This is a genomic window from Solwaraspora sp. WMMB335, assembly GCF_049179075.1.
Lineage (GTDB): Bacteria > Actinomycetota > Actinomycetes > Mycobacteriales > Micromonosporaceae > Micromonospora_E.
In genome coordinates this window covers 6,053,307-6,073,301 of record NZ_JBMHMF010000001.1, presented here as the reverse complement: position 1 = coordinate 6,073,301, position 19,995 = coordinate 6,053,307, and the positions used below count along the sequence as shown (strand labels likewise).

The following is a 19,995-nucleotide window of genomic DNA, read 5'->3' as shown; positions in this document are numbered from 1 at the left end:
CTTCGCCTGCTGCGGGTCTTCGATCTCGACGCTCATGACCATGTCCCCTTGGTTGATCCGGGATCGCGGTGCGCTCGTCCAGGCGGTTCCCGGCGCGGGCGCCGGCAACCTGGCGGGCTGTACTGCGGGCTGGTGGCCGCCGGGCCGGTGCACGATGCCGGCCCGGCGTTGTGCCGAGGGCGGGGCCGTCAGTGCCGGCGCGAGGCCGTGGGGCACTGCTCGGCAGTGGTCGCGGTGCGCGCATGCGAACCGACGGTGCTCTCCCCCTGTGTTTGAGCGAGTACGCGTCGCTGACGGACTATACGTAACCGTATTTTCATTCGCCATCGATGCGTCCGGAGATGTCAAACAATCGATGACGTCGATATTTCACCGTTTTTACACCCTGGTAAAACAGCTCGCCCGGCGAGCGTCGTGCGAAGCCGCCAGAGAGGGGGCCGGGCGGGGGTGAAGCCGCAGCTCATCGCCGGTCCGGCGGGCTGCTTGGCAGACGTCGAAAGTACAAAACCAGCATTTGCCGCTTATTGCGCGGTCGGCTCGCCGGTTTGGCCCGATGGCACCGCTCTACCAGGGACTTTCACCGATCCGGCGGGCCAGCGGGGGCGGCCGGTGACGCGGCTCACGTGGGCAATGGGCCGGGTCCGCGGCCCATGGCATCTTCCTGCATCCACCTTGTACGGACCCGGCAGCGGGCCTATTCTCGCCACGGGGATAAATTCGAAATAGCCGTCGCTATATTGGCGCATGACGAATTTGCTGTCATTCTTCGCGGTCGCCGTAACCGGCCGCGTCAGTGCTCCCGGTGCGCCGCCTCGGCCGCCGCGGCGCGGGGCGCCCGATCGAACAACAGGTCGACCGCGCGCTGCGCGACCTCGGCCCGGGTGCGGTGCTCGTGGTCGGCGGCCAGGAAGTGCACGCCGATGGCCATGCAGAAGGCAAGCAGGGCGCGGGCCTCGATCTCCTCGGGGTCCGTGTAGTAGGCGCCGATCATCTGGCGCAGCAGGGCCATCCGCCGGTTGTCCACCGCGCGCAGCCGCTCAGCGACCACCGCGTCGTGCCGCGCCCAGGTGCGGATCGCCAGGTCGATCGGCAGCAGCCGGCTGCTGGAGAACGTGAGCACACCGGCCCGCTGGATCTGGCTGCGCGGGTCGCCGCCCTCCCGCTGGACGCGCGCGATCACCTCGTCCGTGCTCTCGCGCTCCCACGCGTCGAGCATGGCCAGCAGCAGCGCCCCGCGGTCGTAGAAGAAGCCGTAGAAGCCGCCCTTGGTGACGCCGAGCCGCTTGGCGAGCACCTCGATCCGCACGGCGTCCGGCCCGCCCTCGGCCAGGACCAGCAGGCCCTCCTCGATCCACCGCTCGCGGGGGGTCCGGGTGGCAGCCACTGCATCTCACCTCGTCTTGTTATGTACAACACCATACACCTCCGCTACAGTGACAATGTACGGCACCGTATATTACGAGCGGAGCAGGACCAATGAGATCTTACGAACGGATCTGTGCCCCGTGAGCGTCGGCGCCGCCGTGAGCACCCTCGGGGTCGAGCGCCTGCCCGAGTCCGTGCGGGCCCTGAGCTCGCTGGGCCGGATCGACTACGCCGACCACTTCGTGCTGCCGACCGACACCACCGCCGCGACGGTCGAGCGGTGGGCCCGGGTGATGTTCGGCGACACGCCCAACGCTGCCGAGCTGTTCCTGTGGCGGGGCCTGATGGGCATGCGGCTCAGCCGCAGCGTGTCGGCCGACACCGTGGCCGGGTGGCAGATCGGCGAGCAGAGCGGCGAGTGGATCCGCCTCGAGGCCGGCTCCTGGTTCCTGGCCGCCAACCTGGTCGTTCAAACGACCGGGGACAGCGTGGCGCTGGGGACGTTCCTGCGGTATGACCGCTGGCTGGCGCACCTGGTCTGGCCGCCGCTGTCCGTCCTGCACCGCCGACTCGTGCCCGGCGTGCTCCGCAAGGCGGCGGCGCGGGTCGCCGCCGGCCGGGTCCGCAACGGGGTGACGAACCGATGATGAAGGCACTGGACCGCCCGATCGGCACGATGCAGGGCCTGTGGCTCAAGGCCACCACCAAGATGGCCCCACCCGCGGCCGGGCCGACCACCGGCACGGTCGGACGGTCGACGTCGCGCCAGCCCCTGCGCGTCGCCGTCCTCGGCGACTCCACGGCGGCCGGGTGCGGGGTCGACAACCACGACGAGAGCTTCACCGGCTGGCTCGCCCGCGAGCTGGCCTCGCGCACCCAGCGGCCCGTGCAGTGGCAGGTGGTCGGCCAGTTCGGCGCCACCGCGCGCCGGATTCGCTACCGGCTGCTGTCCCAGATCGGCGAGGAGCTCGACGCGGCCGTCCTGCTGGCCGGCGGCAACGACGTGATGGGCGGCCGGCACCCCGACGAGTGGGCCGCGGACCTGGCGGCCATCGTCGACGACCTCATGGAGCGCTCGGGCCACGTGGTCGTCGCCGGCATCCCCCCGTTCGCGCTGTTCCCGTCGGTTCCGCCGGCCCTCGGCCGGCTGCTGACCGCGCGCGCGGAGGCGCTCGACCGGGTCTCCCGCGACATCTGCCGGACCCGGCCCTGCACCACCTGGGTCACGATGACCGAAATCCCGCCGCGGCATTTCTTCGCCACCGACCGGTTCCATCTCTCGGCGGCCGGCTACCGGCGCTGGGCCCAGGTCGTCGCCGACCATATCCCGGTCTAACCAGGAGTCCTTCGAAATCGCATTCGCCGGACGGCCAGGCGCCGTCCGGCGAATGCTCGTCATCATTTTGCCGGCATTTCCTGTCCGTCGTTTTCCGGGCGGCGGGAATGCAGTTGCGTCAGCACCGGAACCGCCGCGACCAGCGTGAGCACGGCGACGGTCAGCCAGCCCCGCCGCAGGTCGTCGACCGCCACCCGGCCGGTGGGCGAGCCCAGCACGGCCACCAGCACCGCCACGCCCAGCGCCAGGCCGATCTGACGGACCATGCTGACCAGCCCCGATCCGGTAGCGAAGCGGTGCGCCGGCAGGCCCGCCGTGGCCAGGCCGAAGAGCGTGGGCATGGCCAGGCCGCCGCCGACGCCGGTCAGCAGCAGGCCCCCGAGCAGGTGCGGCGTGTAGGCCGGGTGCTCCGGCACGCCGAGATACCACCACGCCACGCCCCCGCTGAACAGCACGCACCCCAGGGCGACGGCCACGGCGCCGCCGTGGGCCAGCCGGCTGATCAGCACGCCGGCCAGCACCGCCGACGGCAGGATCAGCACCGCGTTCGGGGTCGCAGCCAGCCCGCCGTGCAGCGCCGACCAACCCCAGGTGTTCTCGGCCAGCAGCACCAGCGACAGGATCATCGCCCCGAACGCGGTGGAGAACAGCAGCATCGAGACCAGGGCGGCGGCCGTGCCCGGCACCCGCAGCAGCCGGGTCTCCACGACCGGCCAGGGATGGCGGGCCGAGCGGCGCAGCAGCAGCGCCAGCACGACTGCGGCGCCGGCCAGCAGCCCGATCACCCGCGCCGAGCCCCAGCCCCAGGCGGCGCTCTGCACGAGCGCCAGCGTCACCGCGCCGACCGAGGCGATGAGCATGACCGTGCCAAGGCCGTCGGGGCGCCCGCCGCCGCCCTGCGGGCGGGGCAGCAGGCGCAGGCCGGCTGCGATCGCGGCGATGCCGATCGGCACGTTGACGATGAACACCCAGCGCCAGCTCACCTGGACCAGCAGGCCGCCGAGCACCGGGCCGAAGACGGCCGCCATGCCGCCCAGCGCAGTCCACAGCCGCACCCCGGCCGCCCGCCGCTCGGGCGGGTAGGCGGCCAGCAGCAGGGCCAGCGACGTCGGCGTGAGCAGCGCCGCGCCGACGGCCTGGACCGATCGGAACGCCGCCAGCATCGGCAGCGAGGTCGCCACCGCGCAGCACGCCGAGGCCACCGTGAACACCGCCACGCCCAGCAGGAAGCCCGCCTTGACGTTCGTGCGATCGCTCAGCCGCCCGGCCGGGACCAGCAGCGCCGCGAAGACCACCGTGTAGGCGTTGAGCAGCCACGACAGGTCGGCCAGGTCGTGCACGCGCAGGTCCTGGCCGATCGGCGGCAGCGCCACGTTGACGATGAACAGGTCGACGCCGGAGAGGATGACGCCGGCGGACACCACGGCGAGCACCGTGCCGGGCCGCACCCCGGCCGGCTGGTCGGGCCGGGCGCCGGGCTCCGCGACCGGTGTTGGCATGTTCCTGCTGACCATTTGCCGCGCCTCCCGCATGTGGTGCCGCCGTATCGGTCCGTGCCGACCGTACTCGATATCATCCGGCCGTTTCGGCCGCGCCGGCGACGCTGATTTGACATTCACCATCAGCGACTTGGCAACAACCTGAACCTGCCGCCGGAGGATTCGTCCTTATACGATGGGAGCCATGGAGAACGACCGGGTCGAGGTCTATCTTCGACAGAAATTCGCAGAGTATTCCGGGCTTCCCGACGAGCAGTTGTTCGCCGTCGACGCCACGCTGGCGACCGTGCTCGCCAGTTCCCCCAAGATGACCAACAGCATCGATCTCATGGAGGCGCTGGCCCGCACCTCCAACGCGATCCGGCAGGAGTTCGGCGTCCGCGTGCGGCTGCCCGCCCTGCCTCTGGAGACGTCCTCGCAGACGATGCTCAAGCTCTTCCTCGAGGAGTACCACAAGCAGGCAGAGGCGGCCGCATGACCACGACCGACACCGAGCCGGGGATCCGCCGCTCGGCGGCGCCGACCGACGCGCCAGCCATCATCACCGACCTCTACGACGCCGTCACCACGCGCAACATGTCGCTCGTCGACGTCACCTGGGAGCAGCAGCGGCTGCACGAGGCGCGCCGGTGGAGCGTCGTGGAGATGCTCGCGGGGATCGACCTGGACAACCTGACCGAGGTCGACCGCTCCATGGTCTGGAACGCCGGCCGCGCCGAGCTCACCACCAAGCCGGGCGCCGACCGCCTGGAGCGCCAGGCCGACGCCGAGTGCCGGCGCTGGCAGGAGAAGAACCCGGCCGTCGCGGCGGTCATGCAGGCCTGCGGCACGTGGAGCCGGTACTGGAACGAGGAGGAGGCCCACCACGAGACCGTCTTCATCCGGCTGGCCGACCTCAGCGGGATGCCGGCCATCACCGACGAGACGTTCATCGAGTTCCGGCAGGTCTTCCCCGACGACGACATGCTGCGGACACTCGTGCTGCTGGCGATCTCCGAGATCACCGCGGCCGTGAACTACGGCCAGTGCCAGCACGTCGTGCAGGACCCGGGCCTGCGCCGGCTGTTCAAGCAAGTGGCGGCCGACGAGATCCAGCACCGCAACTACTTCATCGCCTTCGCCAAGGCCCTCGTCGACAGCGGCGAGTATCCGGCCAAGGACGCCTTCGCCGTCGCCCACCTGTTCCTGCGCGCGGACGGCGAGATCGAGGGCAGCGCCCGGGACAAGCTGCAGGACCGCGGCACCCACGTGAACTGGTGGGACGCGCTTGAGACCGACGAGGGCGCCTTCCGGCCGGAGGCCCTGGACAAGAAGGCCCAGCTCATCTTCGGCGCGCTCAAGAAGATCACGGGCATCGAGGTGCACTCCGCCGACGAGGTCGAGGACACCTGGCTGAGCCTGGTCGGAAGCTGACGACCGGCGTGTATTTCGGCGAGTCCCGGCTGCGGCTGCAGGCGCGCCCCAACGACCTGGACATCCTCGGGCATGTCAACAACGCGGTGGCGCTGGAATATCTCGAGGCGGGCCGCTGGGACTGGCTCGACCGGACCGGTCTCGTGCAGCGGGAACGGTTCGTCGCCGTGGTGGCCCGCTGCGAGGCCGACTACCTGGCCGAGATCCCTCGCGGGCCGATCGAGGTCCGCACGGTGCTCGAGTCGCCGTCCGAGGACGAGTTCGACCCGGAGAACCTGACATACCGGGCGTGCTTCCGGCAGCGGGTCCACCTGCCGGGGGCGCACCGGCCCGCGGTGGACGCGCGGATCACCGTGGCGTTCCTGGACGCGCGGCGCCGCTGCCTGGTCACCCTCCAGGACTTTCTCGCCGCGTCGGGCCCCCACCGCGACGAGAGGCTGGTCATGCCGTGAGCACCACCCCGAGCCCGCCGACCGACGAATACTGGGTGCCGACCTCGGACGGGCACGAGCTGCACGTCCGGTGTGCCCGGCCGCCGGCGCAGACCGAAGACGCGGCAGCGGTACTGCTGCTGCCCGGGCTTTTCTCGGACGGCGGGCTGTTCCTCAGCCGCTCCGGTGGGGGCCCGGCCGCTGTGCTCGCGGCTGCCGGCTTCGTGACGCACTCGGCCTCACTGCGCGGCCACGGGTCGAGCCGGTGGCCGCGGCGGCGGGCGTACGACTGGAACTTCGACACCTACGTCCGCCACGACATCCCGGACCTCGTCCGCGCGGTCGGGGAGCGGCACGCCGGGCCGCTGTTCGTGCTGGCGCACAGCATGGCCGGCTACGCGGCGCTGGCCGCGCTGGGGGTCGACCCCGCGGTGCAGGAGCGGCTGTCCGGCGTCGTCACGCTCTCCGCGGCCGTCAACGACTACACCGACGGCGGCCCCTCCAAGCGGCTGCAGGTCGGCGGCGCCGCGCTGCTGGCCCGGGTCGCCGGGCGGTTCCCGGCCCGGGCGCTGCGGCAGGGACGCTGGGACGAGCCGGCGGGCCTGATGCGGCAGTTCGCGCAGTGGGCGCCCGGCGGCGCGTTCCGCAGCGCCGACGGCCGCACCGACTACTGGAGCGCCCTGGGCCAGGTCACGGTGCCCGCCCTGGTCGGGGTCGGCGCCGCCGACCGCTTCCACGCCTCGCCCGCCCGCGCCCGCAAGCTGGCCGACCACCTGGGCGGCCCGGTCGACTATCTGGTCCTGGGCCGGGACACGGGCCTGAGCTGGGATGCCGGCCACTTCGACGTGCTGCGCGGCGGCCCGGCGGAGGCCGAGGTACTGCCACGGATCATCGGCTGGATGCGCAGGCAAGGAGACTGAGCGATGCTGGAGCAGATCACCGCCAAGCGCGGCGCGCCCGACAGCGGCCTCTACCTCTACGGTGCCTTCGACGACCTGCCGGAGCTCATCGCCTACCGCGAATTCCCCGAGCACGTCGCCGCGTTCGCGGAGGCCTTCCGCGACGACGGCATCGGGCCGGGCACGCGGGTGCTGTTCCCTTTCGACACCTCGGCCGCCGTGATCATGTCGTTCCTGGCGCTGATGGAGATCGGGGCGGTACCGCTCTCGGTCAAGCCGATGATCATGTCCACGCCGCGGGACGCCTACGAGGACTTCCTGGCCCGGGTGGCGCGCGACTTCGCCGCCGCCCGCATCCTGCACGTGCCGAGCCTGCGGCCGGTCGCGCTGCCGGTGCCGCCCCTGGCCGTGCCGGCGGCCGGCATCCGGACCCCGGGCGCCCGGCTGCGCACGCCGGCCGGCGACGACCTCGCGTTCGTGCAGTTCTCGTCCGGCTCGACGGCGTTTCCAAAGGGCATCCCGATCCGCCACGACCAGCTCCGCGCCAACCTTGCCATGATCAGCCGCACGGACGGCCGCGAGGCGCACGAGCGGGTCAGCAGCTGGTTGCCGCTCTACCACGACATGGGGCTGGTCGGCGGCCTGCTGTCGTGCCTGACCGTCGGCGGCGACCTCCTGCTGGCCGAGCCGGTCTCGTTCCTGTCCGACGCGATCGGCTGGTGGGAGCACATGGCCGAGGAGGGTGTGCACGGCACGGTCATCCCGAACTTCGCCGTCGACTACTCGCTGCGGATGCTGCAGTATGCCGCCCCCGAGCGGATCGCGGCCCTGGACCTGTCCCGGCTGCGGGCGATCTACCTGGGCAGCGAGCCGATCAACATCCCCAACCTGCACGAGTTCCTCGACCTCATGGCCCCCGCCGGCCTGCGCCGCGACATCGCCATGCCCTGCTACGGCATGGCCGAGGCGGTCCTGCTCGTCTCCAGTTGCGCCCCCGGCCGCGAGCCGCGCATCGTGCCGTCGCCGTCGGGTATCCCGGCGATCTCCCTCGGCGCCCCCATGCCGGAGTTCACGGTCCGCCTCCGCGACGCCGACGGCCGCGTCTGCGGCGAGCGGGAGCTCGGCGAGATCGAGCTCGCCGGCGGCAGCCTCACCGCCGCCTACCTCGACAAGTCCGAGCCCCTCACCGGCGACGACGGCTTCTACCGCACCGGCGACATCGGCTTCCTCGACGACGGCGAAATCTTCGTCACCGGCCGGATCAGCGACCGCATCAAGGTCAACGGCCAGAGCTTCTTCGCCGCCGACTTCGAGCAGGCCGTGGAACGCATACCGTTCGTCCACGCCGGCCGCACCGCGGTCATCCAGAGCGACGGCCGCATCGTCGTGCTGACGGCGGTGGACCGCTCCGCCCGCGACGACGTCGACGGCAGCCGGGCCACCATCATCGAGCACCTGGTCCGCACCATGGGCGTGACCATCGAGGCGGCCGACGTGCACTACCTGCGCGCCGGCCAGCTGCCCCGCACGAGCAGCGGCAAGCTCCAGCGCCGCACCATCGCGGAGCGCTACGAGCAGGGCCTCCTGCTGGGCCTGACGCTCCCCGCCGACCGCACCGCGGGCGGTGCGTCACCCAGCAGGTCGTGAACGGCGGCCCGCTCGAGCCAGCCCTGGCACTGCTGGCGCTCGATATCGATGACCGACATGGTCCCACCTATGGCCTATCCAGGCAGGTGGGGAAGGCAGCAGACGGACGATCACTTCGAGGTCTGAAGTTCCACCCGAGGATCGGACGCCGGGGTTTCATGCCGCGAGGGCGGTGTCCTGACGGTAGCAGACACGGGCCTCGTGCCAATGCCACGTAGCCTAGTGCCGTATCAGGGAACGTTTGCCTCGTGACGCGCCGTGCGGGTGCTGGTCCGGGCGGTGGGGTGCCGCCAGGCTGTCCGGGTGGGAGAACGAGTACGCGTCCGTGAGATCGACGACGACGAGGGCCGGCGCCTGTTGCGGATCATCCGTAGAGGTACGGGCTCGGTGGTGACCTGGCGACGGGCTCAGATGGTGTTGCTGTCCGCGCAGGGCATGTCCGTGGGCACGATCGCGGAGGTGACGTTCACCAGCGGAGACCGGGTCCGCGACGTGATCCACAACTTCAACGCTGACGGCTTCGACTCGCTCTACCCGAAGTACAAGGGTGGCCGGCCGAGGACGTTCACCCTGCCGGAACGGCGTGAGATCAAGAAGATCGCCAAGTCCACGCCGGCCGAGCACGGTCTGCCGTTCTCGACCTGGAGTCTGGCCAAGCTGGCCGACTTCCTGGTCGCTGAGGGGGTGGTCGACGACATCAGCCACGAGGGCCTACGGGTCCTGCTCCGCGAGGAGGGCGTCTCGTTTCAACGGGTGAAGACCTGGAAGACCTTCCGCGACCCCGACTACGCCGCCAAGAAGGCCCGCGTCGAGCACCTCTACGCGATCGCCGACGGCGAGGTCGTCCCCGAGGCCGGTGAGCCCGACGTCATCTTCTGCCTGGACGAGTTCGGCCCGTTGAATCTGCAGCCCCACCCCGGACGGCAGTGGGCCGAACGCGGTGGACGGCACAAGGACCCCGAGCGTGGGCCCAGGCCCCGCCGGCGGGCGACATACACCCGCCCCCACGGCGTCCGCCACCTGTTCGCCGCCTACGACCTGGGCGCGGACAAGCTCTACGGCCACATCAAGCCGACGAAGCACCGGACACGGTTCCTGGAGTTCTGCCGCTACCTGCGCGGCCTGCACCCACCCGGGACCCGGATCGCGATCGTCCTGGACAACTACTCCCCGCACCTGAGCACGAAGAAGGACACCCGCGTCGGCGACTGGGCCGCCGCGAACAACGTCGAGTTCGCCTACACGCCGACCAACAGTTCCTGGCTCAACCGCATCGAGGCCCAGTTCACCGCTCTGCGCTACTTCACCCTCGATGGCACCGACCACACCAGCCACGCCGAGCAGGGCAGCATGATCCGCCGCTACATCATCTGGCGGAACAAGCACGCCGCCGACGAACGCCTACGCGAGGTAGTCAACAGGGCCAACGTTGCCTGACGCGGCACTAGGTTGATCTTGATGGTGGCTGGACCCGGTGGATGTGGATGGTCGGTGGACGCTGGTGGCGGATGCTGGCCGGTTCGTGGGGTTTCTTGATCCGGTACTGGTTGTGGCGGGCGCGTTTGACCCGACTTGGCTCATTTAGTGCGTGCGGTGGATGGCGTTGAGGGCGGTGTGGAGGTCGTCGGGGATGGGGTCGGCTGCGGTGATGGTGTGGTCGCCGGCCTGGATCTGGATGGTGCGGTAGCGTCGGGCGGTGGTGACGAAGCGTCTGATGCTCCAGCCGGTGGTGTTCTCGATCCAGCGGGACACGGCCAGGGCGGCGAACACGATGGTCAGGTGGGCCTCGATCGATTCGCGGGTGTGGTGGAACACCGGTCGCGCGGCGAGGTCGGTCTTGGACATGCGGAAGGACTTCTCGACCTGCAGGAGTCGGCTGTAGGCGCTGATGACCTGGTCGGGGTCGGGGTTCGGCAGGTTGGTGACGTAGCCCTTGATCCCGGCCAGGGCGCGGTTTTTCGCTTCGAGGGCGCGGTTGACGGTCTTGGTCGCGCCGGTCAGGCGTACGTACCGGTTGCGTTTGACCGGGGTCCGGCCGGCGACGGCGTTGACGGCCTTGGTGATCTGGGTGTCGATCCCCTTCAACGTGCGGCGGGCCCGGTCGGCGCGGTACTGGTAGAAGAACGTGTGGTCACGGCGGTTGTCGCCACGGCCGGCGGGCCAGGGCTGGACGAACACGTGCCCGTCGGGGATCTCCGCCTCGGGGTGGGCGTCGCGCCACTGCTGGACGGTGTAGGGCACGTCGGGGACACGGGCGCCGAGGATGAACGACAGACCGGCGGCCTCGATGGCGCGTTTGTTCGCCTCGGACACCATCCCGGCGTCGGCGACCACGGTGACGTCGGACAGCCGGTGCGCCTCCAGGAACGCTCGCAGGACCGGCAGCATGGTGGTGGTCTCGGCCCGGTTTCCCTCGAACGCGTGCACCATCAACGGGAACCCGGCCCCGTCGGTGAGCAGACCGACGGTGATCTGCGGCTCCAGACGCCGTTCCTTGGAGAAACTGGGCTCACGGAACCCGTCACCTTCGTCGGCCTCGAAGTACAGCGTGGTGACGTCGTAGAGCAGCAGGGTCGCCGGACCCAGGCGCACATGCTCGGCGCAGGCGCGTGCCAACCGTGCCCGCCACGGGCCACCCGCCGCACCCGCTGCGGTCTCGGCACCGGCCGGCACTGCGGCGTCGGAGGCACTGTCACCGCCGGCGTAGACCCGCAGCCGCCGTTTGATCGTCGCGTACGACGGCGCCCACGCGCCGGCCTCGTCGAGGACCCGCACCGAATCGAGCTTGCTGGTCGGCTCGATGATCCTGGCCAGCACCAACGCCTTGAACACCTCATCACGGCCGGCGGCCCGAGCGAATCCCAGCGTCTCGTAGCCGCGGCCCAGGGCGTCCAGTAGGTGCCCGGCCCGCGACGACGTGATCGGCAGCGGGGCGCCGCCGTTGGCCGGTTGGTCCGGCAGACGCAGGTCCAGCTCGCCCTGCCCGGCGGCGAGCCGCTGCCGGGCCACCGCCTTGAGCAGTTCCAGGTCCGCGTCGGTGTGCGCGGATCCGATGTGCTCGATGTCCCGCGATCCCCGACGCTGCGAGTGCACGATCTGCACCGCCCGCGCTCCCGACGCGGTCTTCACCGTCCGCACGTACGCCACGCCGACACCCTAGAACCCGGCGCGTTTAGTGCGTGCCTCCCGACGCAACACCCCAGGTCACAGCCCCGCAGACCCCGAAATCAGCCAACCGTGAGCCAAGTCGGGTCAACCGCATCGAGGCCCAGTTCACCGCTCTGCGCTACTTCACCCTCGATGGCACCGACCACACCAGCCACGCCGAGCAGGGCAGCATGATCCGCCGCTACATCATCTGGCGGAACAAGCACGCCGCCGACGAACGCCTACGCGAGGTAGTCAACAGGGCCAACGTTGCCTGACGCGGCACTAGGTTGATCTTGATGGTGGCTGGACCCGGTGGATGTGGATGGTCGGTGGACGCTGGTGGCGGATGCTGGCCGGTTCGTGGGGTTTCTTGATCCGGTACTGGTTGTGGCGGGCGCGTTTGACGGCGCGGGGGCAGGTGCGTTCGCGTCGGGTGGGGATCAGGAGGGTGGCGATCTGGGCGAGGTGGGTCGGTAGCTGGTCAGCCCAGTCCTGAGGGGGGAATGTCCGCCGTGCCGGTGGCGGTGCGGCGGATCAGGCGCAGGGCTCTGGTGAAGGAGATCCTGTCCGGATCGAGGTCGGCGGCGGCGGACGCTTTCGCGGTCAGCGCGCTGATCGCGTGGTGGACGATCAGGTAGGCCCAGATCTCCTGGTGGGCCAGGTCCGGCAGGCGGGACCGCAGCACCCGTGCGGGACCACGGAGGTGGGTTTTGAGCTGGTCGTTGGCGGTTTCTTCCTCCCACCGCTCGTGGTAGCCGCCGGCAAGTTCGTCGGCGTGGGCGTCGGCGGGGTCGACGATGGTGGTGATCAGGGCGATCAACTCGCCGGTGCCGTCGCCGACGCGGTCGGGGATGTCGTACTCGACCACCCGGGCGAGGTGAACGACCGGCAGGCCCCGGTCGTCGAACGCGTCCGGAACAGTGTCGATGTCGGTCAGATCAGCCCCGGCGCGGGCTGCCGCGAGGAGCCGTTCCCGCCGGGCGCCACGGACGGTCGGTTTGATCAGGACGGTGAGATAGGTGCCGTCGGACAGGACCTTGACCACGGGCAGGTCGATCTGGGTCGGGGCCCGCCACAGCAGCGCCGCGCCGGTCGCGGCGGCGGTGTCCCACGCCTGCCAGGAGTAGAACCCCCGGTCAGCGGTGAGCAACTCGTCGGACCGCAGCCGGGGGTACAGCCGCTGCGCGAGGGTCTTCTCACCCACCGTGTAGGCGCCGATCTCCGCGGCGACGAAGGCGTGGGTGCCGCACTCCGCGAGGGCCACGACCCGGGCCTTCGGAAACACGGACCGGTTCCCCCCTGACCCGGCGTAGCCGAACTCGGCCGCGTTGGCCGTGCTGTCGGGCACATCGACGGTGAACCCGTCGATCGCCAGCAGCCGCCACCGGCGCAGGAACGACCCCCGCGCGGTCCCCAACGCGCCCGCCGGCGCTGTCGGGCCCGACCCGCCCGCGACCGGCCCGCACGTGCGCTCGAACAGCTCGGCGAACACCCGGCGGCCCAACCGTTTCCGCGCCTGGCTGATCGCGCTCGAGGTCGGCACGCTCCACCCCGCACTCCAGCACCCGAACCGGTCCAACGACCCGGTGACCCTGGTCGCGACCTCGGTGTAGTCATCGTCGGGGAACAACGCCAACCCCAACGTCAGATACACGGTCACGTGCGCCGGCAGTTTCCCGTCCGACCGCTGCTCCCGCACCCCGCACACCTCGATCGCGGCGTCGACCTCCTCCCGCGACACCTGCGAGATCAGCACCCCGAGCGTCACCTGATCCGGCCGCACCACTGGACGGTCCACCACATCCACCGACATGACCCGTGATCAAAACAGTCAGCCCAGCCGTGGTCGTCCCGCCACGCCGCACCGCCCAGGAGCCCACACCAAACCCACAGGTCAAACCCAAGATCAACTTAAGCTACGTGGCATTGAGGATAGCCCCTTCCCTGGTCGAACCAGCATCCGTCGATATGACCCCTCCTTCCGTAAACAGGCACGGTTTTTCGAATCCCCCACAGCGTTCCTCGAAAATTGAGCCTGCGCTTCTCCCATGTTGCCTCGACCTGGGCACGCACCTGACGTGTCCGACGCACATCAGGCCGCCCTTCTCCACCATCGAAGGCAGCCAGACGTCTCCTTCCGGACCTTATCCGTCCTGAATCGCCCGACTCGCCTGGCCACACCTACCCGCCGAGCAATTCGGAAGTAGCCGAGTCGGTCGCCGCTCCTGCCACAATATCCGGCTACGACCTGCGGTGAAGTTGTCTACCCAAGGTTAGGCAACGCGCAAGAAGCATGTGGTCACAAATCCTGCGATGCTCGTATCTGCGGCTCCCTTCCCCAAAAAAGGCTGCCCCTCGATGTTGCGCGCACGCAGGCGGAACAGCCGACACTTTGTGCGGGGAGCCACGTCTCGCCTAACTAGCGAAAAGAGGCAAAAATGATCGCGCTGAAGACGGTTAACCTCGAGTTGAATGGACCGGTGGCCACGGTCTATTTGAATCGGCCGGAGAAGAAGAACGCCATGAATCCGCAGATGCACCGGGACATGAACCAGGTCCTCGACACCATCGAGGAGGATGGTGGGGTCAAAGCGGTCGTGATTACCGGAATCGGCGACAGCTTCAGTGCCGGCATGGATCTCGAAGAGTGCTTCCTGCAGCCGTTCGACGACCCGCAGCTCTTCTACCGGACCAACCTGATCGCGCTGAACTGGTTCAAGCGGCTGAAGGCGTTCCCCGCAGTCACCATTGCGAAGGTGAACGGATTCGCCTTCGGCGGCGGACTTCTGGTGACGGGCCTGTGCGACCTGGCGGTGACCTCCGAGACCGCGCTCTTCGGCCTGTCGGAGATCAACTTCGGAATCTTCCCGGCCGGCGGTGCGACCTGGGCGGCGACCCACAACCTCCCGCGCAAGCAGGCGCTCTACTACATCCTGACCGGAGACACGATGACCGGCGCGCAGGCGCAGGAGTACGGTCTGGTGAACAAGGCGGTGCCCGCGGACCAGCTGGACGCCGAGACGGACCGGATCGTGCGGAAGATCGTCAAGAAGAACCCGGTCACGCTGGAGCTGGCGAAGCAGGTCTACGAGCGGACCACGACCATGGACCTGCCCACCGCGATCGACTACGACCAGGCGAAGCTGTGGGAGCTCTCCCGACTCAGCGGCAACGAGTGGATCAACGTCGCCCTGAAGCAGTTCGAGAAGCGCGCCTACCAGCCGGGGCTCAGCACCTATAACCGGGCCGAGGTGAAGTCGTGATCTCCGCCGGGTGGCAGAGCCGGGTCGACGTTCCGGAGCTGCCGCTGCCCTCGTTCGTCCTGCAACGAGCGGAGCAGTACGGCGATCGCCTGGCGGCCATCGACGTCTCGGGCGGCGATGGTTACACCTACCGGCAGCTGGCCGTCATGGTGCGTCGGTTGGCCGGCGGGCTGCACAACCGCGGCTTCGGCAAGGGTGACGTGCTGGCCATGCTCACGCCGAACGTCCCCGAGTACCCGATCGTCGTGCACGCCGCCTCCATGGTCGGCGGTACGGTCGTCCTGCTCAACCCGATCGACACCCTGGACGACCTCGCCACCCATCTCATTGAAGCGGGCGCGAAGCTGTTGGTGACCGCGCCGGCGGACGTGTCCAAGGCGACGGCGCTGACCGCCCGCACCAAGGTGGAGGAGGTCATCAGCATCGGCACGGCCGACGGTGCGACTCCGTTGTCGGCGTTGCTCACCGACGACGTCCCACCCGATCCCGGCATCGATCCGGCTCGCGACGTCGCGGCCCTGCTGCACTCCAGCGGCAGCACGGGCTTTCCCAAGGGGGTGATGCTGACCCACCGCAACATCGTCGCCACCGTGCTACAGACGAACCTGGTCGCGCCGCTTGGTGCGGATGAGCGGGTGCTCGCGGTGCCGCCGTTCCACCACGCGTTCGGCATGATCATGGTGATGCACGCAAGTCTGCTGCAGGGCGCGACTCTTGTCACGATGCCCCGGTTCGACCCCGAGGAGTACCTGAAGGCGATCCAGGCTCACCGGATCACCCGCCTCTACATCGTGCCGACGCTGGCTGTGCTGCTCGCGAGAAGCCCGCTGGTCGACCGGTACGACCTCTCCTCCATCCGGTCGATCGTCTCCGGCGGCGCCACGCTCGACCCGGAGATCGCCCGACTGTGCCGGGAGCGCCTCGGCTGCGACATCGCACAGGGGTACGGGCTGACCGAGGCGATGACGTCGTTCATGCAGTTGGAGAAGCCCGTGGTTCCCGCGTCGGTGGGTCGGGCGGCACCCAACATCGAGTGTCGGATCGTCGACGTGACGACCGGTGCCGAGCTGGGTGCCAACCGCAACGGCGAGATCCTGATCCGGGGACCGCACGTGATGAAGGGGTATCTCAACGCCGCAGAGGCGACCGGAAAGGTGCTCGGACCGGACGGCTTCCTTCACACCGGTGACCTGGGATACCTCGACGAGGACGGTGAGTTGTTCATCGTCGATCGGATCAAGGAACTCATCAAGTACAAGGGACAGCAGGTATCTCCTGTCGAGCTCGAAGCGGTCTTGATGACACATCCGAAGGTCGCCGATGCCGCGGTGATCGGCGTACCGGATGAGGAGGCGAGCGAAATCCCGAAGGGCTTCGTGGTCGCCCGGGAACCGGTCACGCCACAGGAAATCATGGCCTTCGTCGCCGAGCGTGTGGCGCCCTACAAGAAGGTCCGACAGATCGAATTCATCGAGCAGATCCCGCGCACGCCAGTCGGCAAGATCGAACGTCGCCGTCTGAAGGAACTCAAGAACTGCAGCTAGTTCCGCCGGAATCGCAAAAAGGACAATATCGAAGAAGTGGCATACGACGCGCTTCTGCCACCCTGGTAATGGATGGTTCCGGCTGAAGTCCTGAGGAGATTTGATGAACCCTCCGAAAGTTGTCTCCAAGAATGAGTGGCGGGCGGCTCGGCTGGCCCTCCTGGAGAAGGAAAAGGAAGTCACCAAGGCGCGCGACATGATCGCGGAGGAGCGCCGCAACCTGCCGATGGTCAAGGTGGAGAAAGAATATCTCTTCGAGGGACCGAACGGCACCATGACGCTGCTCGACCTCTTCGAGGGGCGTCGCCAGCTCATCGTACGCCATTTCATGTACTCCCCGGGCGACAAGGAGGGCTGCATCGGCTGCTCGATGCAGACGGACAGCGTCGGCGAGCTGGCGCACATGTGGGCACGAGACACCACGTTCGTCCTGGTTTCCCGTGCCCCCCTGGCCGACTTCCAGGCGTTCAAGGCCCGCATGGGATGGGACATCCCCTGGTACTCGTCGTTCGGCAGCGATTTCAACTACGACTACGAGGTGAGCACGGACCAGGGTGAGTCGCCGGGGGTGAGCGCCTTCTACCGCGAGGGCGACGACGTCTACTTCACCTACTCGATCTTCGACCGTGGTGGCGACATCTTCAAGAACTTCTACAACTACCTCGACATCACTCACCTCGGGCGGCGCGAGGACGAACTCGAGCACCCGTGGGACTGGTGGCGCCACAAGGACCGGTACGACGTGGAGAACGCCTCCGTGCCGGGCAACAACTGGTGGAACGGCACCAGGTACCAGAAGTAGCCGGCACCAGGCCCCCAAACCAGCGAACACGCTGGACAGACGGCTCCGGCTCCTGACGCGCCTGCCTCCGCGCCAGGAGCCGGAGCCGTAGCCTGTACTGACCGCCCGCAGCACACCACGACTTAGCCAGCCCAACCCAGTTGGAGGAAACCATGAGTGACATGTCTGGCAGGACCACGGTCGTCGTCGGGGCGAGCCGTGGCTTGGGCCGCGGCATCGCCGTGGCCTTTGCCGAGGCCGGTGCCCCGGTGGTCGCCGTAGCACGTACCAGGACGGACTTCCCGGAGCCGGCCAACGGCGCCGGCACCATCCAACCTGAGGTCGTCGACGCGGGCGAGGCAACGGCTCCGGCGGCCATCATCGACCGGTACACGCCGGAGACGATCATCCTGGCCGCCGGGGCCAGCCCACACATGCGGCCCCTGCAGGAGCAGACCTGGGAGACGTTCTCGGCCACCTGGGAAACCGATGTACGGATCACCTTCCACTGGCTGCGTGAGGTGCTGCTCAAGCCACTGCGCCCGGGCAGCCGGGTAATCGTCTTCAGCAGTGGTGCCGTGCTGGGCGGATCGCCGCTGAGCGGCGGTTACGCCGGAGCCAAGGCGACCCAGCGCTACATCACCGGCTACGCCCAGGACGAGGCGAACCGGGCGGGTCTGGGGATCACCTTCACCACGGTGCTGCCCAGGTTCGCGCCGATGACGGGCGTGGGCGAGCCGGCGGTACGGGCGTACGCGGCCAGGGCCGGCAAGTCCGTGGACGACTTCGTCAGCCAGATCGGCCCACTGCTGACCCCGGAACTCGCTGGGACGGCGCTGGTGGACCTCGTCCGGACGGATGCCAGCACCGTCGCGCCGGGCTACCTGCTCAGCGGCGCCGGGCTGCAGAAGCTGTCCTGAACCGCCGCGTAGACCGCGCGATCCGGGATCTCGCAAAGACAGGCCCCGCGGATGAATCCATCCGCGGGGCCTGATCGGTCGCTGTCAGCCTCAGGAGGCTCTGAGCCAGTCGGCGAGCCGCTCACCGATCATGATCGAGGTGAGGTTGGTGTTGCAGTTGACGATCGACGGCATGACCGAGGCGTCGCCGACGTACAGATTCTCCGTCCCGTGCACCAGCAGCCGTTCGTCCACCACCGCGTCGGTGTCGTCGGCACTGCCCATCCGGGCCGTGCCCACCGGATGGTAGCCACTGTCCAGGCTGAGGCGAACGTAGTGACTGAGCATCTCGTCATCGGCGGCCATGTCCTCGCCCAGGACGACGAAGCGTTCACCACGGTCGATGATGCCCGGCGTCTGCATCAACTGCCAGCAGGTACGAACCGCGTCCACCAAGATCTGTACGTCCTGATCGGTGGCGAGGAAGTTCAGGTCGATGTCCGGCGCGGCCCCCGGATCCGCAGAGGCCAGCACCAGACGCCCCCGGGACTGCGGTCGCTGGTGGACGACCATCACCCCGAAGATCGTCTTCGCCGCGGCCAGCATCTGCAGCTCGGGGAAGAGCGTCAGGTCGAAGTGGTTGATCATGTAGTACTGCAGGTCGTTGAACTCGGTCGAGCCCGGTGCGGTGGTCCGCACGATCGTCTGCAGGAATGCGTCCTCAAGGTTGAACGTCCCCGGCTTGGGCACCATGAAAACGCCGGTCCGGGGATGGTCGATCAAGGTCCCGCCCACTCCGGGCCGGTCCAGCAGCACGTCGATGCCGAGCCGGCGGAGGTCGGCGCCGGGGCCGATGCCGGATCGCATGAGGATCGCGGGGCTGCCGACCGCGCCGGCCGCCAGCACGACGGTACGGGCGTGGATCTCCTCGACGCCACCGGTCGGAGTGGTCACCTCGACGCCGCGTGCCTGGGCGCCGTTGAACAGCACCCGATTGACCTGCGCGCCCGAGTAGACGGTGAGATTCGCCCGCCCCCGCGCCGCGCCGAGGTAGCCCATGGCGGTGGAGAAGCGGGTACGGAGGTCGTTGCGGTTCGAGGGAATCGGCCCGACTCCGCTCGCCTCCGGGTGGTTGTGGTCCTCGACGTCGGGGAACCCTGCCTTGAGAGCTGCCTCGTGGAAGACCTGCTGTACCGGGGCCAACTCGTCGGGCTTCCAGCGACGGATCGGAATCGGACCGCCCCGACCGTGGAACTCGTTGTCGAAGTCCAGGTCGTCCTCCAGCCGCTTGTAGAATGGCAGCACCTGGTCCCACGCCCACGCGGGATTGCCCAACGACGCCCATTCATCGAAGTTGTTCGGCGTGCCGCGTAGAGCGATGGTGGCGCCGACGGCCGAGGATCCACCGGAGAGCTTTCCACGCGGGAAGATGATGCGACGGCGGTCGGTGATCTCCGCCTTGTAGTGCCAGTCGAACGCGGACATCGACATGGCGCTGCCGTCGAGAATCTCCTGTGGCGTGTCCTCCGCGGTCGCGTAGTCGGGGCCGGCTTCCAGCAGCAGCACTTTCCGTTCGGGATCCTCACTCAATCGTGCGGCCAGGGCTGCGCCGGCCGACCCGGCTCCGACCACGAGATAGTCAAAATCGTTCATCACGGCGTCCTTCGGCGGTCTAGAGGGTTGGCAATTCTGGAGTGCCCGATCGGGGTGGATGCCGCTTCTATAGCGGGTTTCGGGTCCCCCGATGAGCATTACAGTTGCCAATTCG

The 19,995-nt window shown here is 68.8% G+C and carries 18 protein-coding genes; 13 read left to right on the top strand and 5 right to left on the bottom strand.

Translation table 11 applies throughout. The annotated features are described in order from the left end of the window. Positions 1-790 precede the first annotated feature (790 nt). Positions 791-1,384, bottom strand: coding sequence for a TetR/AcrR family transcriptional regulator (locus tag ACN27F_RS26355; RefSeq protein ID WP_421437918.1), 594 nt, complete (start codon positions 1,382-1,384; stop codon positions 791-793). A gap of 121 nt (positions 1,385-1,505) precedes the next feature. Here ACN27F_RS26355 and ACN27F_RS26350 point away from each other — a divergent pair, with 121 nt between their 5' ends. Further along, positions 1,506-2,012, top strand: coding sequence for a hypothetical protein (locus ACN27F_RS26350; protein WP_421437916.1), 507 nt, complete (start codon positions 1,506-1,508; stop codon positions 2,010-2,012). After that, positions 2,009-2,701, top strand: coding sequence for an SGNH/GDSL hydrolase family protein (locus tag ACN27F_RS26345; RefSeq protein ID WP_421437915.1), 693 nt, complete (start codon positions 2,009-2,011; stop codon positions 2,699-2,701). Before ACN27F_RS26350 ends, ACN27F_RS26345 begins: the two co-directional genes overlap by 4 nt. Before the next feature lie 62 nt (positions 2,702-2,763). Here the strand turns inward: ACN27F_RS26345 and ACN27F_RS26340 are convergent, their stop codons facing one another. After that, positions 2,764-4,200: an MFS transporter gene (locus ACN27F_RS26340; RefSeq protein ID WP_421437913.1), complete on the bottom strand. Its 1,437-nt coding sequence runs from the start codon at positions 4,198-4,200 to the stop codon at positions 2,764-2,766. Between the two features lie 184 nt (positions 4,201-4,384). Between ACN27F_RS26340 and ACN27F_RS26335 the strand changes: the two genes are divergently transcribed. From ACN27F_RS26335 to ACN27F_RS26310, 6 genes are all read left to right on the top strand, one after another. Next, positions 4,385-4,678 carry a hypothetical protein gene (locus tag ACN27F_RS26335; RefSeq protein WP_421437912.1) on the top strand — a complete coding sequence of 98 codons (294 nt, stop codon included), beginning with the start codon at positions 4,385-4,387 and terminating at the stop codon, positions 4,676-4,678. After that, positions 4,675-5,613, top strand: a complete 939-nt coding sequence (locus tag ACN27F_RS26330; RefSeq protein ID WP_421437911.1) for a hypothetical protein — start codon at positions 4,675-4,677, stop codon at positions 5,611-5,613. Before ACN27F_RS26335 ends, ACN27F_RS26330 begins: the two co-directional genes overlap by 4 nt. Positions 5,614-5,621: 8 nt before the next feature. Next, positions 5,622-6,065: an acyl-CoA thioesterase gene (locus tag ACN27F_RS26325; protein ID WP_421437909.1), complete on the top strand. Its 444-nt coding sequence runs from the start codon at positions 5,622-5,624 to the stop codon at positions 6,063-6,065. Continuing rightward, entirely contained in the window at positions 6,062-6,964 is a 903-nt protein-coding gene (locus ACN27F_RS26320; RefSeq protein WP_421437907.1) for an alpha/beta fold hydrolase, read from the top strand. Before ACN27F_RS26325 ends, ACN27F_RS26320 begins: the two co-directional genes overlap by 4 nt. A gap of 3 nt (positions 6,965-6,967) precedes the next feature. Next, positions 6,968-8,590, top strand: coding sequence for an AMP-binding protein (locus ACN27F_RS26315; protein WP_421437905.1), 1,623 nt, complete (start codon positions 6,968-6,970; stop codon positions 8,588-8,590). 303 nt (positions 8,591-8,893) lie between these two features. Then, complete coding sequence (locus ACN27F_RS26310) at positions 8,894-10,027, top strand: IS630 family transposase (RefSeq protein WP_421431045.1); 1,134 nt, start codon at positions 8,894-8,896, stop codon at positions 10,025-10,027. Positions 10,028-10,171: 144 nt separating this feature from the next. Here ACN27F_RS26310 and ACN27F_RS26305 read toward each other — a convergent pair whose 3' ends face one another. Further along, positions 10,172-11,737, bottom strand: a complete 1,566-nt coding sequence (locus ACN27F_RS26305) for an IS1634 family transposase (protein WP_421437299.1) — start codon at positions 11,735-11,737, stop codon at positions 10,172-10,174. A gap of 32 nt (positions 11,738-11,769) precedes the next feature. On the opposite strand from ACN27F_RS26305, the gene ACN27F_RS26300 reads away from it, so the two are divergent. Beyond that, positions 11,770-12,015 (top strand): hypothetical protein, encoded by a 246-nt coding sequence (locus ACN27F_RS26300; RefSeq protein WP_421437301.1) that lies wholly within the window; start codon positions 11,770-11,772, stop codon positions 12,013-12,015. Positions 12,016-12,221: 206 nt separating this feature from the next. Here ACN27F_RS26300 and ACN27F_RS26295 read toward each other — a convergent pair whose 3' ends face one another. Beyond that, a complete protein-coding gene (locus tag ACN27F_RS26295) occupies positions 12,222-13,538 on the bottom strand; it encodes an IS4 family transposase (RefSeq protein ID WP_421437303.1) in 1,317 nt (438 codons plus the stop codon). Between the two features lie 640 nt (positions 13,539-14,178). Here ACN27F_RS26295 and ACN27F_RS26290 point away from each other — a divergent pair. From ACN27F_RS26290 to ACN27F_RS26275, 4 genes are all read left to right on the top strand, one after another. Next, on the top strand, positions 14,179-15,003 hold the full coding sequence (locus tag ACN27F_RS26290; protein WP_421437903.1) for a p-hydroxycinnamoyl CoA hydratase/lyase: 825 nt from the start codon (positions 14,179-14,181) through the stop codon (positions 15,001-15,003). Next, the gene (locus tag ACN27F_RS26285) at positions 15,000-16,547 is read left to right on the top strand and encodes an AMP-binding protein (RefSeq protein WP_421437901.1); all 1,548 of its coding nucleotides are present in this window, start codon (positions 15,000-15,002) and stop codon (positions 16,545-16,547) included. Before ACN27F_RS26290 ends, ACN27F_RS26285 begins: the two co-directional genes overlap by 4 nt. Positions 16,548-16,650: 103 nt before the next feature. Continuing rightward, the gene (locus ACN27F_RS26280) at positions 16,651-17,349 is read left to right on the top strand and encodes a DUF899 domain-containing protein (RefSeq protein ID WP_421437899.1); all 699 of its coding nucleotides are present in this window, start codon (positions 16,651-16,653) and stop codon (positions 17,347-17,349) included. Positions 17,350-17,501: 152 nt separating this feature from the next. After that, the gene (locus ACN27F_RS26275; protein WP_421437898.1) at positions 17,502-18,248 is read left to right on the top strand and encodes an SDR family NAD(P)-dependent oxidoreductase; all 747 of its coding nucleotides are present in this window, start codon (positions 17,502-17,504) and stop codon (positions 18,246-18,248) included. Between the two features lie 90 nt (positions 18,249-18,338). Here the strand turns inward: ACN27F_RS26275 and ACN27F_RS26270 are convergent, their stop codons facing one another. Next, entirely contained in the window at positions 18,339-19,979 is a 1,641-nt protein-coding gene (locus ACN27F_RS26270) for a GMC family oxidoreductase (RefSeq protein WP_421437897.1), read from the bottom strand. Positions 19,980-19,995: the final 16 nt, after the last annotated feature.